The following is a 17,358-nucleotide window of genomic DNA, read 5'->3' as shown; positions in this document are numbered from 1 at the left end:
CAAATGGAAAAGATGATGGTTGGAGCAAACGGGAAGAGCGGCCTTCGTCTGTGGCGCAATGCGCGCCTGGCGACCTTGGCTGATGGAGCGGCCGGACTCGGCATTGTCGAGAAAGGCGCGATTGCCGTACGCGATGGGCTCATCACATATGCCGGCCCCGAGGCAGACATGCCGGCCTTTGCCGGGCAGGGCGCCGAAACGGTTGATTGCGACGGCCGCTGGATCACGCCGGGCTTGATCGATTGCCATACCCATCTCGTCTATGCCGGCAACCGCGCCAACGAATTCGAAATGCGCCTGGCCGGGGCAACCTATGAGGAAGTCGCCCGCGCTGGAGGCGGTATCGTCTCCTCGGTCAAGTCGTTGCGAGCTGCCAGCGAAGACGAGCTCGTCACACAGACGCTGCCGCGGCTCGACGCGCTGATCGCCGAAGGCGTCACCACTGTCGAGGTCAAGTCGGGCTACGGCCTCGACCTCGACAATGAGAAGAAGTCGCTGCGCGCCGCCCGCCGGCTGGGCGCCGAACGGGCGGTGACGATCCGTACGACCTGTCTCGCTGCCCACGCCCTGCCGCCCGAAGCCAAGGGGGACAAGGACGCTTTTGTCGATCTGGTCGCCAAACAGATCGTTCCGGCGGTTGCCGACGAGGGACTGGCCGATGCGGTCGACGGTTTTTGCGAAGGCATAGCCTTCTCGCCGGAGCAGATGGCACGCGTTTTCGATGCCGCCAAGGCCTTGGGCCTGCCCGTCAAGCTTCACGCCGACCAACTGTCCAACCTGCACGGCGCCGCGCTTGCTGCCAGCTATGGCGCACTGTCCGCCGACCATCTCGAATATACGGATGAGGCAGGGGCTGCCGCGATGGCGAAGGCCGGCACCGTGGCGGGCATTCTGCCCGGCGCCTATTACTTCATTCGCGAGACGAAGAAGCCGCCGATCGATCTCTTCCGCCGCCACGGCGTGAAGATGGCGGTGGCGACGGACAGCAATCCCGGCACCTCGCCGCTCACCTCGCTGTTGCTCACCATGAACATGGCCGCGACGCTGTTTGGCCTGACCGTCGATGAATGCCTAGCCGGCGTCACCCGCGAGGCGGCGCGTGCGCTTGGCCTTCTCGACAAGGCCGGCACGCTCGAAGCCGGCAAATCCGCCGACCTGGCGATCTGGGACATCGAGCGTCCCGCCGAACTCGTTTACCGCATGGGCTTCAATCCGCTCCATGCCCGCATCTGGAGAGGACAATGACCGAACTGACCTTGAAGCCCGGCAATGCGACGCTGGCCGACTGGCGCGCCATCTACCGCGGCGCCGTGCCGAAGCTGGATGATGCCTGCCGCCCAAAGATCAAGGCGAGCGCCGAGGCCGTCGCCAGGATCGTTGCCAAGGGCGAGCCGGTCTACGGCATCAACACTGGCTTTGGCAAACTGGCCAGCGTGCGCATCCCGACGAGCGATCTCGAGACCTTGCAGCGTAATATCGTGCTGTCGCATGCCGCTGGCGTCGGCGAGCCGATGCCAGTCGCTATTGCCCGGCTGATGATGGCGCTGAAACTTGCCAGCCTGGCGCAAGGCGCGTCGGGCGTGCGCTCCGAAACCATCGAGTTGCTGGAAGCGATGCTCGCCAACGACGTCATCCCGGTGGTGCCGGCGCAAGGCTCGGTCGGCGCCTCCGGTGATCTGGCCCCGCTGTCGCACATGACGGCGGTGATGATCGGCGTCGGCGAATGCTTTACCCCGCATGGCCGGTTCCCGGCCAAGGTCGCCTTCGTCTCGCATGGGCTGGAACCGGTGACGCTGGGCGCCAAAGAAGGTCTGGCGCTGCTCAACGGCACCCAGTTCTCGACCGCCTATGCGCTCGCCGCTTTGTTCGAGGCCGAAGTGCTCTACCAGTCGGCGCTGGTCGCCGGCGCGCTGTCGACCGACGCCGCCAAGGGTTCCGACGCGCCGTTCGATCCGCGCATTCATCTCTTGAGAAAGCACCGTGGCCAGATCGAAACTGCGGACGCGCTGCGCAATCTGATGGCCGGCAGTGCCATCCGCGAGTCGCACCGTGTCGGCGACGAACGCGTGCAGGATCCTTATTGCCTGCGTTGCCAGCCGCAGGTGATGGGCGCCGCGCTCGACGTGCTGCGCAAGGCGGCCGATACGCTCGGCACCGAAGCCAATGGCGTCACTGACAATCCGCTGATCTTTGCCGAGGACGACACGGCTCTTTCCGGCGGCAACTTCCACGCCGAGCCGGTGGCCTTCGCCGCCGACATGATCGCGCTTGCCGTCTGCGAGATCGGCTCGCTGTCGGAGCGCCGCGTCGCCATGCTTGTCGACCCCGCGCTGTCGGGCATGCCGGCCTTCCTGACGCCCAAGCCCGGCCTCAACTCCGGCTTCATGATCCCGCAGGTGACGGCGGCTGCCCTCGTCTCCGAGAACAAGCAGAAGGCCTATCCGGCGAGCGTCGATTCCATCCCGACCTCGGCCAACCAGGAAGATCACGTCTCCATGGCCGCGCACGGCGCGCGCCGCTTGATCGGCATGATCAAGAATGCCACGGCGGTGATCGGCATCGAATTGCTGGCCGCCGCGCAAGGCTGCGATTTCCATGCTCCTCTAGCGTCGAGCGCCGCCCTGGAAGCTGTGCGAAAGCTGGTCCGGGCCGAGGTCCCGCATCTCGACAACGACCGCCATTTCCACCCCGACATGGAAAAGGCGATCGCCATGGTACGCAGCGGTGCGACCGTCAAGGCGGCGAGCGCGGTGGCGCTGCCGTCGATTTCGGGACCAGCATGATGGCCAATCCTTCCTGGCTCACCGTCAGCCAAGGCACGGCACCCCTGCTAGTGTCGATTCCGCACACTGGCATCGACCTCGCCGGTCTTGAGCCCCGGCTGGTGTCGCCCTGGCTCGGCCGCCGCGACTGCGACTGGTGGATCGACAAGCTCTATGATTTCGCGAACGATCTCGGCGCGACCGTTGTGCACACCGCCATTTCGCGCACCGTGATCGACGTCAACCGCGATCCCTCAGGCGCTTCGCTTTATCCCGGACAGGCCACGACCACACTTTGCCCGACCGACACGTTTGACGGCGATCCGCTTTATCGCATGGGCGAGGAGCCGACCCCATCCGAGATCGATCAGCGCCGCGAAACCTATTTCAAGCCCTATCATGCCGCCTTGCGAGCCGAGATCGGCCGGCTGCGCGGCATGCATGAAGAGATCGTACTTTACGACTGCCACTCGATCCGCTCGGTGCTGCCGCGTCTGTTCGAAGGCACGCTCCCGGTCTTCAATCTCGGCACCAATGACGGCAAGAGCGCCGATCCCGTTCTTCAGGACAAGGTGGCCGCCATCCTCGCCGCCACCGGCGAGAGCTGGGTGGTCAACGGCCGCTTTAAGGGCGGCTCGATTACCCGCGGCTTCGGTCAGCCGCAGGAGGGTGTTCATGCCCTGCAGATGGAGTTGTCCAACCGCGGCTACATGCGCGAGCCGTCGGAGAAGGGATCGCCTGAAAATTGGCCGGTTCCTTACGACGCGACCTATGCCGCGCCGATCCGCGCGACGCTGAAGACCATCCTCGAAACCGCGATCGACTGGGCGAAAAGCTGACAGTCCGACTGGAGGGTACAATGACCGGATTTGCCAGGATTGCTCTTCTTGCGCTGCTCGTCGCTGCCTCTGTCTCATCGGCCGTTGCCGCCGAGGTCGCCATGAAAGGTCCCGAGATCCTCGCAGCCCTCAAGGGCGCGCATGTCCAGGGCGATAACTGGTCGCAGGAATTCGATGATGGTGGCGCCACGACCTACACCAGAGACGGTCGCCACCAGGAAGGCCGCTGGGACGTGCGCGGCGACCAATACTGCTCTCTATGGCCGCCCTCCGACGCCTGGGCCTGCTACAACATGACCATGGATTCCTTGGACCCCGCGCATGAACAGGTGACCTGGATCAGCGCCGACGGCTCCCGCAACACCGCGCATCTCATTCGAAAGGGACAATGATGAACAATCCTCGCCACAACATCCGCGAAGTGCGCGCGCCCCGCGGTGACAAGCTCAACGCCAGATACTGGACGACCGAAGCGCCGCTTCGCATGCTGATGAACAATCTCGATCCTGAGGTTGCCGAGAACCCGAACGAACTGGTCGTCTATGGCGGCATTGGCCGCGCGGCGCGCACCTGGAATGATTTTGACAGCATCGTCGCCTCGCTGAAGACGCTTGGTGAAGACGAGACGCTGCTGGTGCAGTCCGGCAAGCCGGTTGGCGTGTTCCGGACCCACACCGATGCGCCGCGCGTGCTGATCGCCAACTCCAACCTCGTGCCGCACTGGGCGACCTGGGATAAATTCAACGAGCTCGATAAGAAGGGGCTGATGATGTACGGCCAGATGACGGCCGGTTCGTGGATCTACATCGGTACGCAAGGTATCGTGCAGGGCACGTATGAAACCTTCGTGGAAGCAGGCCGCCAGCATCATGGCGGCAACCTCAAGGGCAAATGGATCCTGACCGGCGGCCTCGGCGGCATGGGTGGCGCCCAGCCGCTGGCCGCCGTCATGGCTGGCGCCTGCTGCCTGGCCATCGAATGCAACCCGGACTCCATCGATTTCCGCCTGCGCACCCGCTATGTCGACGAAAAGGCCGAGACGCTAGACGAAGCGATGGAAATGATCGAACGCTGGACCAAGGCCGGTGAGGCGAAGTCGGTCGGCCTGCTCGGCAACGCCGCCGAGATCGTGCCGGAAATGTTCAGGCGCGGCATCCGCCCCGACATGGTCACCGACCAGACCTCAGCGCACGACCCGATCAACGGCTATCTGCCCAAGGGCTGGAGCATGGCCGAGTGGCGCGAGAAGCGCGTCAGCGACCCCAAGGCGGTCGAAAAGGCGGCCCGTGCTTCCATGCGCGAGCATGTCGAGGCGATGGTGGCGTTCTGGAACGCCGGCGTGCCGACGTTGGACTATGGCAACAACATCCGCCAGGTCGCCAAGGACGAGGGGTTCGAGAACGCCTTCGCCTTCCCCGGTTTCGTGCCGGCCTATATCCGTCCGCTGTTCTGCCGCGGCATTGGCCCGTTCCGCTGGGCGGCGCTGTCCGGCGATCCCGAGGACATCTACAAGACCGACGCCAAGGTGCGCGAACTCACCCCCGGCAACACCCATCTGCACAATTGGCTGGACATGGCGCGCGAGCGTATCTCGTTCCAGGGTCTGCCGGCGCGCATCTGCTGGGTCGGTCTCGGCGATCGCCACCGGCTTGGCTTGGCCTTCAACGAGATGGTGGCCAGGGGCGAGCTCAAGGCGCCAGTCGTCATCGGCCGCGACCACCTCGATTCCGGCTCGGTCGCTTCGCCGAATCGCGAGACCGAAGCGATGAAGGATGGTTCCGACGCCGTTTCGGACTGGCCGCTGCTCAACGCGCTGCTCAACACCGCGTCGGGCGCCACCTGGGTGTCGCTGCACCATGGCGGCGGCGTCGGCATGGGTTTTTCGCAGCATGCCGGCATGGTCATCGTCGCCGATGGCACGGCGGATGCCGCAAGGCGTTTGGAGCGCGTACTGTGGAATGACCCGGCGACCGGAGTCATGCGCCACGCCGATGCCGGCTACGACATAGCCATCGCATGCGCCAAGGAGCACCAGCTCAACCTGCCCGGCATTCTCGGGTGACAGGCTGAAATCATGCGCATCCTTCGTGCAGCCGACTACCGCGTCATGCCGTGGAAGAACGGCGGCGGCACGACGACCGAGATCGCCGTATCGCCCGACGGCGCCGGCCTCGACGCGTTCGACTGGCGCGTCTCGATGGCCCGCGTCGAGGGCAGCGGGCCGTTTTCCAGCTTTGCCGGCATAGACCGCACGCTGTCGGTACTGGAAGGCGAGGGGATCGTGCTCGATGTCGCCGGCCGTCCGGCGGCGCGGCTGACACCGGCTTCCCAGCCCTTTGCCTTTCCGGCCGACCTGCCGACCAGTGCCACGCTGATCGCCGGTCCAATCACCGATCTCAACGTCATGACTCGCCGCGGCCGCACGGCGCATTCGCTCGAACGGATGACGATTTCGCGGCCGATGGACATTGCGACCGAGGCGGGCTCGACCCTCATCCTCTGTCACAAGGGCGAAGCCGCTCTCACCGGTGCCGGTTCAATTCGCCTAGGGCCGCTCGACACGCTGCTGCTCGGGCCGGATGCCCCTGTCCTGAGGGTTGAACCGGCTCGGGATACGACACTGTTCGTGGTCCAGATAACCACCGCCGCCTGACACTTTCGCGTCAACGGTTACCGCCTGTTTCCAAACATGATCGCAATGCCGGCGAAATATAGCGTAAGCTCTTGCCGGCATCACGAAAAAGCCCGAATCCTCTCCGTCGATCGATCCTGACGGGAGCGAGGGGCGCTCGTCTTTGAGTTTGGTCGAAAGATGACGCCCTGTCGTGGTGCGGAAACAAACTTTCGGCATAGGGGTTGATGCAACCAATTGCATTTGAACCGGTTTTAGGGCCATTGCCGTGGCGGTGACGCCGCGACCCGCCCGCATACGGAATTTTCAATGAATATTCAGACGAATCCAGCCCAGATCGAGAAGACAAGCGCGAGCTTCCCGGCTATCACGGAACAGCCGATACGATCCGTTTTCTTGCCCGAGGACCGGCTTCGGCTGCTTGGTGAAAGCCTGGCCAAAGGCGATCTCACCGATCTGTTCGGCCTGATCCCGTTCGATTTTCAGGCCCGCATCCGCGACAGCGCCAAGAAGATCCTCGAAGTCTACCGATCGACCAATGCCGCGCAGGCGAGGGGCGAGACCATTACGCCAGCCGCCCAGTGGCTGCTCGACAACAACTATCTGATCGAGGAAACCATTTTCCAGGTCAAGCGCGACCTGCCGCGCCGCTTCTACAAGCAGCTGCCGACGTTCAAACTGCCAGATGGCGGCACCGTGCCGCGCGCCCTGGCGTTGGCCTGGACCTATGTCGCCCATTCCGACAGTTCGGTCTCGGCGACCATGTTCAAGTCGATCGTCCAGGGATTCCAGTCGGTCGAGCCGTTGAAGATCGGCGAGCTCTGGGCGCTGCCCTCGCTGCTGCGCTTCGTGCTGATCGAGAACCTTCGCCGCTTGGCCGTCAGGGTCAACCGCACCCGCCAGATGCGCCAGATCGCCAACGATGTGGCCGACAAGGTGCTGGCAACGGACGGCAATCCGGACCGGCAAGCTATCCTCGCCGGTTTCGGCGCGCATGCGCAGGACACCACCTTTGCCACGCAACTGCTCTATCGTCTGCGCGACGGATCGCAGAACGCCGGCAAGGCGTTGGAGTGGCTTGAGGGCGAGCTCGAGAAGACCGGTTCGGATGCCGAGGAAATCATCATTTCCGAGCATCAGACGCTCTCCAGCGGCAATGTCACGACCGGCAATATCGTGCGCGGACTGCGCCTCATCAACGATGTCGATTGGACCGTATGGTTCGAAGGCGTCAGCCGCATCGATACCGTGCTGCGCGAGCGCACCGATTTCGCGGCGCTCGACTTCTTCTCGCGCGATCAGTACCGGACAGCGATCGAGGAACTGGCGCGTCGTTCGAACCTCTCGGAATACCGTGTCGCCGAAAAGGCGATCGAACTGGCTGGTCATGCCGCTGCGGAGACAGGCAGCAGCGAAGGGGACGATGCGCCAACGGCATCCGCTCACACCGATGTCGGTTTCTATCTCGTCGGCCCACGCCGTCTGGAACTGGAAAAGGCGATCGGCTATCGGCCGACGGTCAGCCAGACGGTCAAGCGGACCTTCGCCAAGACCGGATGGCTTGGTATCGTTCTGCCGGTCTTCGCGCTGACCGCCCTGCTTCTTGTGCTCACCGGCAATGCGCTGGCCAATCTCGGCCTGTCGGTGACCTCGATCGTCGTGATGCTGGCGCTGTTCGCCGTGCCGGCGAGCGAAGGCGCGCTCGCTTTCTTCAACACCGTGGTCTCGCTGTTTCTCAAGCCGACGCGCCTGATCGGCTATGACTACAGGCATGGGGTGCCGCCCGAGGCGCGCACCCTGGTGGTGGTACCGTCGCTCATCGGCTCGCGTGACGATGTCGAGGAAAACATCCGCAACATCGAAGTCCATTACCTCGCCAATCTCGTCGACGAGATCCATTTCGCGCTGCTGTCGGATTGGCCCGACAGCAAAATCGAGATCGATGCCGCCGATACCGAGATCCTCGAATACGCCCGCGCCGAGATCGCCCGTCTCAACGCCCGCTATCCCTCGGAAGGCGCCCCGCGCTTTTACATCCTGCACCGCCGCCGGCTCTTCAACGCGGCTCAAGGGTCGTGGATGGGCTGGGAGCGCAAGCGCGGCAAGCTGCATGAGCTTGACCTTTTGCTGCGCGGCGACAGCGACACCACCTTCCTCCCGCTCGATGTGCCGCTGCCTGAAAAAGTCGTCCACGTGATGACGCTCGACGCCGATACGCGCACCACCCGCGATGCGGTGGCGAGCCTCGTCGGCAAGCTCTGCCATCCGCTCAACCGCCCGCATTTCGACCCGGTCAAGCGTATCGTCACAGCAGGCTACACGATCCTGCAGCCGCGTATCACCGCTTCGCTGACCAGCGGCGACGAGGCCTCCTTCTTCCAGCGTGTATTCTCGGCCAATCGCGGCCTCGACCCCTATGTCTTCGCTGTATCGGACCTCTATCAGGACGTCTTCAGCGACGGGTCTTTCACCGGCAAGGGCCTCTACCATGTCGACGCCTTCGAGGCCGCCCTGCAAGGCCGCATCGAGGAAAACACCATCCTCAGCCACGACCTGCTCGAAGGCGCGCTGGCGCGCGCAGCACTCGTCACCGACGTCGAACTGGTCGAGGATTATCCGACCCGCTACTCGGTCGACGCCTCGCGCCACCACCGCTGGGCACGCGGCGACTGGCAGCTGCTGGGATACATCTTCAGTCCGCGCTCCGGCGTTCCGGCCCTGTCGCGCTGGAAGATGGTCGACAATCTGCGTCGCTCGCTGACGCCGATCTTCTGGGTGATGGCGGCGATCGCCGGCTGGACCTTGCTGCCCTTCACGCAAGCCGCGCAATGGCAGGCCCTGCTGATCCTCAGCCTGTTCATGGCGCCGACCTTCGACGTCGTCAACGCCATCCTGCCTAAGAGCGGCGACCAGACGCCGCGTGGTCATTTCTCTGCCTTGGCCCGGGATGTCGCCTTTGGCACCGCCATGGTGGCGCTGAAGATCGTGCTGATGGCGCATAACGCCTGGATGATGGGCGATGCCATCGTGCGCACGCTGTACCGGCTCTTCGTCAGCCGCCAGAACCTGCTGGAATGGCGAACCGCTTCCCAAGCGCACAAGGCTGGCGACAACGATGTCGGCTCCTATTACGGCATGATGTACGGCGCCGTGATCATCGGCTTCGTCGGCCTCGCCATCCCGGTGCTGGCCGATTCCACCGGCGCCTTCGTCGCCTTTTTCTTCGCGCTGTTCTGGATCGGCTCGCCCGCGATCGCCAGCTGGATCAGCCGCTCGGCCGAGACCGAGGATCGCCTGCGCATATCGCAGGCCGACATTCATGCGCTGCGCACCGTGGCGCGGCGCACGTGGCACTATTTCGAGAGCTTCGTCACGGCGGAGCATCACAATCTACCGCCGGACAATTTCCAGGAAAGTCCGGCACCGGTCGTGGCGCCACGCACGTCGCCCACCAACGTTGGTGTCTACCTGCTGTCGGTCGTCTCGGCGCGTGATTTCGGCTGGATCAGCCTGTCCGATGCCATCACCCGCATCGACGCCACCATGACGACCATCGAGAGCATGCCGCGCCATCGCGGCCATCTCTTCAACTGGTACGACACCACGACGCTGAAGCCGCTCTATCCGCTCTATATCTCGGCTGTCGACAGCGGCAATCTCGCCGGCCACCTGGTAGCGGTGGCGGCTGCCTGCGCCGAGTGGGCGGAAGCGCCTTCCGTTCACCTCCAGGGCGATTTCGAAGGCATTCTCGACACGGTCACCATCCTGAGCGAAAGCCTGGATGAGTTGCCGGACGACCGCAGGCAACTCAGGCCTCTTCGCCAGCGTCTCGTCGACCGTCTCGACGGCATGCGGCGCGCCGTCGAGACGATCAAGGCGCAGCCGGAAATGGCCTCGATCCGCACCATCAATCTCGCGGTGCTGGCGGGCGAGATCCGCAAGCTGGCGACCGCCATCCGCACCGAGGCGGCTTCGGCCCAGAGCGACATTATCGTCGATTGGGCGGCGAGGCTGGAAGCCACTTGCGAGGCGCATGTCCACGACGCCCACAGTGACGACAATGCGGTCGAGGCGCTGCGCGCCAAGCTCCTGACCTTGCGCGAGCGCACGCGCCGTTTCGCTTTCGAGATGGAATTTGCCTTCCTGCTGCGGCCGGAACGCAAACTTCTGTCAATCGGCTACCGCGTCGAGGAACACCAACTCGACGAAAGCTGCTACGACCTTCTCGCCTCAGAGGCGCGGCTGACCAGCCTGTTCGCCATCGCCAAGGGTGATTTGCCGACCGAGCACTGGTTCCGGCTCGGCCGCCCGATCGTCGAGATCGGTTTCCAGGGTGCGCTGATGTCCTGGTCGGGCTCGATGTTCGAGTATTTGATGCCGCCGCTGGTGATGAAGGAGCCGCAAGGCTCGATCCTCAACCAGACGAGCAAGCTGATCATCAAGCGCCAGATGCAGTACGGCCGTCAGAAAAATGTGCCGTGGGGCATTTCGGAAGCGGCCTACAACGCCCGCGACCGGGAACTGACCTATCAGTACACCAATTTCGGCGTGCCCGGGCTCGGGCTGAAGCGTGGTCTTGGCCAGAACACGGTGATCGCGCCTTACGCCACCATCCTGGCGGCGCAGTTCAACCCGCGTGAGGCCGTGCATAATCTTGCGCGTCTGCGCGAGATCGGTGCGCTTGGCCCTCACGGTTACTACGATGCGGTCGATTTCACGCCGCAGCGCGTGCCTGAAGGCACCAACCATGCGGTCGTGCTGAACTACTATGCGCACCATTCGGGCATGTCGATCGCGGCGGTCGCCGACGCGATCTTCGAGGGTCGCCTGCGTGACCGTTTCCACAGCGATCCGGTCATTGAATCGGCTGAACTCCTGCTGCAGGAAAGGGCGCCGCGCGACATCCCCACCGCGACCGTCAGGACCGAAGCCGACGAGCGGGCCAAGGACGAGACCGAGACCGAGAGCCCCGACACCCGCATCGTGCTCGATCCCCTGCGGGCATTGCGTTCAACCAATGTGATGTCAAACGGCCGTTATTCGGTGATGGTGACCGCGACAGGCTCGGGCTACAGCCGCTGGGGCGATCTGTCGGTGACACGCTGGCAGCCGGATCCGGTCGAGGACCGGCTCGGCTCCTACATCTTCCTGCGTGACGTCAGCACCGGGGACTGGTGGTCGGCAACGGCGGAGCCAAAGCGCGCGGTCGAGGAGAAGGTGCAGACCCTGTTCTCCGACGACAAGGCGAGCTTCGTCAAATCGGTCGGCACGCTGCGCTCCGAAGTCGAATGCATCGTCGTTTCCGAAGGCAATGGCGAAGGCCGTCGCATCACGCTCTACAATGAAAGCACATCCGATCGTCATATCGAGGTGACGTCCTTTACCGAGTTGGTGCTGGGTTCGGAGGCTTCCGACAACGCCCATCCGGCCTTCTCGAAGATGTTCGTGGAAACTGAAATCGCCGCCAACAACGGCGCGATCTTCGCCACGCGCCGCAAGCGGGAGACCAGCGAGCCCGATATCACCCTGGCGCATTTCGTCACCGATCCGTCCGGGCCGGCACGCGATGCCGAGGCCGAGACCGACAGGCGCGCCTTCATCGGTCGTGGCCGCTCCATCGCCGATGCCGCTGCGTTTGATCCGGGAGCCAGGCTCCGTGGCCATTCCGGCTTCACGCTCGATCCGATCGCCTCGCTGCGCCGCCAGATCCGCGTGCCCGCCAACAAGAAGATATCGTTGACCTTCTGGACCGTGGTTGGGGCCAACCGCACCGAGCTGGAAGATGCCATCAACCGCCTTGACCATCAGGAGAGCTTTGCCCGCCAGGCGATGCTTGCCTGGACGCGCAGCCAAGTGCAGACCCGCCATATGGGTCTCAGCCTGACCGATGCCGCCAATGTGCAGAAACTGGCGCGCTATCTCATCTACCCCGATGCGTTCCTGCGTCTGCCGGCCGAATCCCTGGCCTCGGGCCTGGGCAAGCAGTCGAGCCTGTGGCCGACCAGCATTTCGGGTGATTTCCCAATCTTCCTGGTCAGGATCGGCGACGTCGCCGATCTGGAAATCGTTGCCCAGGCGCTACGCTTCCAGGAGTATATGCGCACCCGCGGCATGATGATCGACTTCGTCGTCGTCAACGAGCAGGCTTCGTCCTACGTCCAGGACCTGCAGCGTGCGGTCGAGACGCTGTGCGAAAACAGCCGTTTGCGCGGCAAGGAACTGGGCCCCCGTCAGCACATTTTCGCGGTGCGCCGCGACCTGATGGAAGAGACCACCTACAAGACGCTCCTCGCCGTGGCCCGCGTGGTGCTGCATACCCGCAACGGCACCATCTTCGATCAGATCGAGCGGGCCGAGGCGGCTGCGTTGCAGGCACGCGACGCGCTTGTGCCCACTGGACTGCCGGCTCCTCGCGAAATTTCGGCGCCGGCGGCGTATGCACTCGCTCCGCAGGCCGTGGCGGATGTAAGCGCCGACGGCTCTGGCCTCAGCCAATGGAATGGCTTTGGCGGTTTCGATGGCGACGGACGGCACTATGTGGTGCGCCTTGCGGGCCGGCGCTCCACGCCGCAGCCCTGGATCAACGTCGTCTCCAACGCTTCGTTCGGCTTCCACACCTCGGCCGAGGGTGCTGCCTTCACCTGGAGCCGCAACAGCCGCGACTACCAGTTGACGCCATGGTCGAACGACCCGGTCTCCAACCGGCCGGGCGAGGGCGTCTATATCTACGATCAGGCCAGCGGCAAGGCGTTCTCGCCGATCGCCGCGGTGGTGCGCGATCCCTCGATGACCTACGAGGCCTGGCACGGCCAGGGCTTCTCCACCTTCCGCTCGAAGCGTGGGCCGTTGTCGATGGACCTGACGCATGTCGTCGACCCCGTCGATCCGGTGAAGATCACGCGGCTGCGCATCCAGAATTCTGGCTCGGTGCCGGCTCGGCTTCGCGTCTATGCCTATGCCGAATGGGTGCTTGGCGGGCATCGATCGCGCACGGCCGCAACCATCGTCCCGTCCCGCGATGGGGCGACCGGTGCGTTGCTCGCACAGAACCCCTATGGGCTCGATTTCAGCGAGCGCGTGGCGTTCCTCGCCGCCGATGCCGCTGTCCATTCGGTCACGACGGATCGCTCGGAGTTCCTCGGCCGGCATGGGTCGAGCGAACTGCCGCAGGCGGTGCTGAGCGGCGCTGCGCTGTCGGGCCGTGTCGAGGCCGGGGACGATCCTTGCGCGGCGATCGCCCGCGACATCGAGATCCCGGCCGGCGGCGACGTCACGCTGCTCTGGCTGCTTGGCGATGCCGAGTCCTCCGCGCAGGCGAGCGCGCTGGTGCAGAAGCACCGGGGCCAGGATTTCGATCGGCGGTTGGCCGACAACGAGCGCGAGTGGCGCGGCTTCCTCGACACCATCCAGGTCGAGACGCCGGACAAGGCGCTCGACGCCATGGTCAATCACTGGCTGCCCTATCAGAGCCTTGCCTGCCGCATCCGCGCCCGCTCGGCCTTCTATCAGGCCAGCGGCGCCTTCGGCTTCCGCGACCAGTTGCAGGACACGCTGGCGCTCTTGGCGCATGACCCGACGCTTGCGCGCGACCAAATCCTCAACGCCGCGCGGCGGCAGTTCCCGGAGGGCGACGTCCAGCATTGGTGGCTGCCGCGCACCGGAGCCGGCGTGCGCACCATGATCTCCGACGACGTGGTCTGGCTGGCCCACGCCACGGCGCGCTATCTGACGGTGACCGGCGACGCCGCGATCCTGAAGGAGCAACTGCCCTTCATCGACGGGCAGGCGCTGGGCGAGGGTGAGCACGATGCCTTCTTCACTCCTGAAATCTCGAAGAAGACGGTGTCGCTCTACGACCATTGTGCGCGTGCGCTCGACCTTGCCATCAAGCGCAGCAGTCCGGCCGGCCTGCCGCTGATCCTTGGCGGTGACTGGAACGACGGCATGAACCGCGTCGGCGAGCACGGCAAGGGCGAGAGCGTATGGCTGGGCTGGTTCCTGCTGAAGACGCTTGGCGACTTCGCCGCTGTCGCCAAGAGTGAAGGCGACAGCAAGCGCGCGCAGGCCTGGGCAAAGCATGCCGAGGCGTTGAAGCGGGCGCTCGAGAGCACGGCATGGGATGGCGAATGGTACCGGCGCGGCAGTTTCGACGACGGCACGCCTTTGGGATCGCGTACATCGCAAGAGTGCAGGATCGACTCCATCGCCCAGTCCTGGAGCGTGCTTTCGGGCGAGGGCGACCCGGCGCGGTCGACGACGGCCATGCAGCAGGCAACCAGCCTGCTCGTCGATGACAAGCTCAAGATCGTCAAACTGTTCACGCCACCCTTCTCGAAGACGCAGAAGGATCCCGGCTACATCAAGAGCTATCCGCCGGGCGTGCGCGAGAATGGCGGCCAGTACACCCATGCCGCCACGTGGTTCGTCATCGCGCTGGCCGAGATGGGGCAGACCGACGAAGCCTATCGCTGCTTCTCGATGCTGAACCCGATCAACCACGCATCCGACGAGGCCTCGGCCGAGCATTACCGCGTCGAACCCTATGTGGTCGCGGCCGACATCTATGCCGGCGACGGCAGTGCGGTCGGTAACAAGGGCGGCCGCGGCGGCTGGACCTGGTATACAGGCTCGGCGGGCTGGCTCTATCGTGCGGCCGTGGAAGGCATCCTCGGCATCGAACGGCGCGGCAAGCAGATCACGTTCCGCCCGAAGCTGCCGAGCCACTGGGAAGGGTACCACGCCACGCTCAAGATGCTGGGCGCCGAGATCAAGGTTCATGTCATTCGCGACAAAAAGACCAAGACCATCTCGCTCGAAGTCGATGGTTCGAAAACAAAGTCCGCGTCTTTCGAACCCAAAGCTGGTGCCCGGACCGAGGTTGTGGTCAAGATACCTGGATGAAATCAAAGGGTTAGGTTGGCAGGTCGCACGTCCTTCGGGACGTGCGACGCCGCGTCTCGTTTACTTGTGAGCCCGCCGCGGCAGCAGCCGCCTGATGCCCTGGATCAATCTGTCTCAGCCTGTTGTGATTAAAAATGTGGCACTGGTTGGCTGCTGCCATGATTTTGCCGCAAGGCTGACATTTCACCTTTTATCTCAAACCGTTAGGTGATCACGTCAGATTTCGTATCGTCGTCATCTTTTGTTCGCTAAATGGGAACGGAAGCGATAGACGGGCATTGTTTTGCGACGCATCAACCGTTACGTCTGATGCAATGGTGCAGTGCACAATTGTGGTATTGGGCACAATAGAGAGTTGGCGGAGTAGCTGAAGTGTCACTTCTGCAGATCTATTGGAGAGCGCTGGGTTACCTGGCTGCCGACAAGAAGCGCGTCGCGCTGATCTGTTCGGCCAACGTCGCCCTTGCCGCCATCGCCATCCTGGAGCCGATCATGTTCGGCCGGGTGATCGACGCAATTTCCGCGCATGGCTCGGTGTTCTCGACGCTTGCCGTCTGGGCTGGGCTGGGCGCCTTCAACGTTATCGCTTTTGTGTTGGTGGCGCGCGGCGCCGACCGCTTTGCCCATGCCCGGCGCAGCGAAGTGCTGTGCCAGTCGTTCGAGCGCGTCATCACCATGCCGCTCGCCTGGCACCATCAGCGCGGCACTTCCAACGCTCTGCACACGTTGCTGCGTGCCGTCGAGACGCTGTTCAGCCTGTGGCTCGAATTCATGCGCCAGCATTTGTCCACGGCCGTTGCACTCGTCCTGCTGGTTCCGACGGCGCTCAGCATGGATGTGCGCATGTCGATGGTGCTGCTCGCGCTTGGCGTGCTCTATGTCGGCATCGGCCGGCTGGTGATGAAGCGCACCAAGGCGGGCCAGGCCGCCGTCGAGCGCCACTACCACAAGGTGTTCGCCCATGTGACGGACTCGGTCAGCAACGTCGCCGTTCTGCAGAGCTACAACCGCCTTGGCCACGAGGCCGAGACGCTGCGCCGCTATGTCAAGAACCTGCTCGACGCACAGAACCCGGTGCTCGACTGGTGGGCTATCGCCAACGCGCTCAATCGCCTGTCGTCGACGATCTCGATGATGGTGGTGCTGTTGATCGGTGCCTATCTGGTCACCCATGGCCAGCTGCGCATCGGCGATGTCATCGCCTTTACCGGCTTCGCGACGCTGCTGATCTCGCGGCTTGACCAGATGTCGGCTTTCGCCAACCAGATCTCGGAGGCCCGCGCCAAGCTCGAGGACTTCTACAAGCTCGAGGACTCGGCCGCCGATACCGCCGAGCCGGATGGCCTGCGCGAGCTCACCAACGTCACCGGCCATGTCCGTTTCGAGGACGTCAGCTTCGAATTCGCCAATTCGGGGCAGGGCGTCAGCGACGTTTCCTTCGAGGTCCAGGCTGGCCAGACCGTTGCCATCGTCGGACCGACGGGCGCCGGCAAGACCACGCTGATCAACCTGCTGCAGCGCGTCTTCTCGCCTTCCAGCGGCCGCATCCTGATCGATGGCATCGACACTCGCACCGTGACCCGCAAGTCGCTGCGCCATTCGATCGCCACCGTGTTCCAGGATGCAGGGCTCTTGAATCGCTCGATCGAGGACAACATTCGCGTCGGCCGCGACGATGCAACCAACGACGAGATCCATGCCGCCGCCATTGCGGCTGCGGCGCAGGATTTCATCCTGGCCAAGAGCAATGGTTATGACACGGTGGTCGGCGAGCGTGGTGGCCAGCTCTCGGGCGGCGAGCGCCAGCGCATCGCCATTGCTCGCGCCGTGCTGAAAGATGCCCCGATCCTCGTGCTCGACGAGGCGACCAGCGCTCTCGACGTCGAAACCGAGGACCGCGTCAAGGAAGCGATCGACGAATTGCGCCGCGACCGCACCACCTTCATCATCGCCCACCGTCTGACCACTGTTCGCGATGCCGATCTGGTCGTGTTCATGGACAAGGGCCGGGTGGTCGAAATGGGTGGTTTCGCGGAACTGTCGCTGCGCAACGGCCGCTTCGCCAGCCTGCTGCGCGCCGGCGGCCTGCTCAACGACGAGGAAGTTCGCCGCCTCGCCCGTTCTGTGCAAGGTGAGGCCGCCTGACCATCTTTTCCCTTCTCCCACAAGGGGAGGGAAGACGGCCTGCGACACCACCGCTCGATTGCTACAAACGCGCTGGCGG

At 64.1% G+C, this 17,358-nt stretch carries 8 protein-coding genes; all 8 read left to right on the top strand.

The features are described from left to right. Window positions 1-15: 15 nt before the first annotated feature. Complete coding sequence (gene hutI / locus EB233_RS22245) at window positions 16-1,245, top strand: imidazolonepropionase (protein ID WP_171892253.1); 1,230 nt, start codon at window positions 16-18, stop codon at window positions 1,243-1,245. After that, on the top strand, window positions 1,242-2,783 hold the full coding sequence (gene hutH, locus EB233_RS22240) for a histidine ammonia-lyase (protein WP_064992242.1): 1,542 nt from the start codon (window positions 1,242-1,244) through the stop codon (window positions 2,781-2,783). The genes hutI and hutH overlap by 4 nt, the downstream gene beginning before the upstream one ends. After that, window positions 2,780-3,601 (top strand): N-formylglutamate deformylase, encoded by an 822-nt coding sequence (hutG, locus tag EB233_RS22235; protein WP_064992243.1) that lies wholly within the window; start codon window positions 2,780-2,782, stop codon window positions 3,599-3,601. The genes hutH and hutG overlap by 4 nt, the downstream gene beginning before the upstream one ends. A 20-nt stretch (window positions 3,602-3,621) precedes the next feature. After that, a complete protein-coding gene (locus EB233_RS22230) occupies window positions 3,622-3,993 on the top strand; it encodes a hypothetical protein (RefSeq protein WP_064992244.1) in 372 nt (123 codons plus the stop codon). After that, complete coding sequence (hutU, locus tag EB233_RS22225; protein ID WP_171892252.1) at window positions 3,990-5,663, top strand: urocanate hydratase; 1,674 nt, start codon at window positions 3,990-3,992, stop codon at window positions 5,661-5,663. Before EB233_RS22230 ends, hutU begins: the two co-directional genes overlap by 4 nt. 12 nt (window positions 5,664-5,675) lie before the next feature. After that, window positions 5,676-6,254 carry a HutD/Ves family protein gene (locus EB233_RS22220; protein WP_064992246.1) on the top strand — a complete coding sequence of 193 codons (579 nt, stop codon included), beginning with the start codon at window positions 5,676-5,678 and terminating at the stop codon, window positions 6,252-6,254. Window positions 6,255-6,542: 288 nt separating this feature from the next. After that, window positions 6,543-15,134: a glycoside hydrolase family 94 protein gene (locus tag EB233_RS22215; protein WP_064992247.1), complete on the top strand. Its 8,592-nt coding sequence runs from the start codon at window positions 6,543-6,545 to the stop codon at window positions 15,132-15,134. A 372-nt stretch (window positions 15,135-15,506) separates the two neighbouring features. After that, window positions 15,507-17,279 (top strand): glucan ABC transporter ATP-binding protein/ permease, encoded by a 1,773-nt coding sequence (locus EB233_RS22210; protein ID WP_027051415.1) that lies wholly within the window; start codon window positions 15,507-15,509, stop codon window positions 17,277-17,279. Window positions 17,280-17,358 lie beyond the last annotated feature (79 nt).

The organism is Mesorhizobium erdmanii, from assembly GCF_013170725.1.
In the GTDB taxonomy this organism is placed as follows: domain Bacteria; phylum Pseudomonadota; class Alphaproteobacteria; order Rhizobiales; family Rhizobiaceae; genus Mesorhizobium; species Mesorhizobium erdmanii.
The sequence above is the reverse complement of the archived record's forward strand: the minus strand, read 5'-3'. Positions and strand labels throughout refer to the sequence as shown.

Coding starts and splice junctions, on each gene's coding strand:
- hutI (WP_171892253.1), top strand. CDS start 16: ATGGTTGGAGCAAACGGGAAGAGCGGCCTTCGTCTGTGGCGCAATGCG.
- hutG (WP_064992243.1), top strand. CDS start 2,780: ATGATGGCCAATCCTTCCTGGCTCACCGTCAGCCAAGGCACGGCACCC.
- EB233_RS22220 (WP_064992246.1), top strand. CDS start 5,676: ATGCGCATCCTTCGTGCAGCCGACTACCGCGTCATGCCGTGGAAGAAC.
- hutH (WP_064992242.1), top strand. CDS start 1,242: ATGACCGAACTGACCTTGAAGCCCGGCAATGCGACGCTGGCCGACTGG.
- EB233_RS22215 (WP_064992247.1), top strand. CDS start 6,543: ATGAATATTCAGACGAATCCAGCCCAGATCGAGAAGACAAGCGCGAGC.
- EB233_RS22230 (WP_064992244.1), top strand. CDS start 3,622: ATGACCGGATTTGCCAGGATTGCTCTTCTTGCGCTGCTCGTCGCTGCC.
- hutU (WP_171892252.1), top strand. CDS start 3,990: ATGATGAACAATCCTCGCCACAACATCCGCGAAGTGCGCGCGCCCCGC.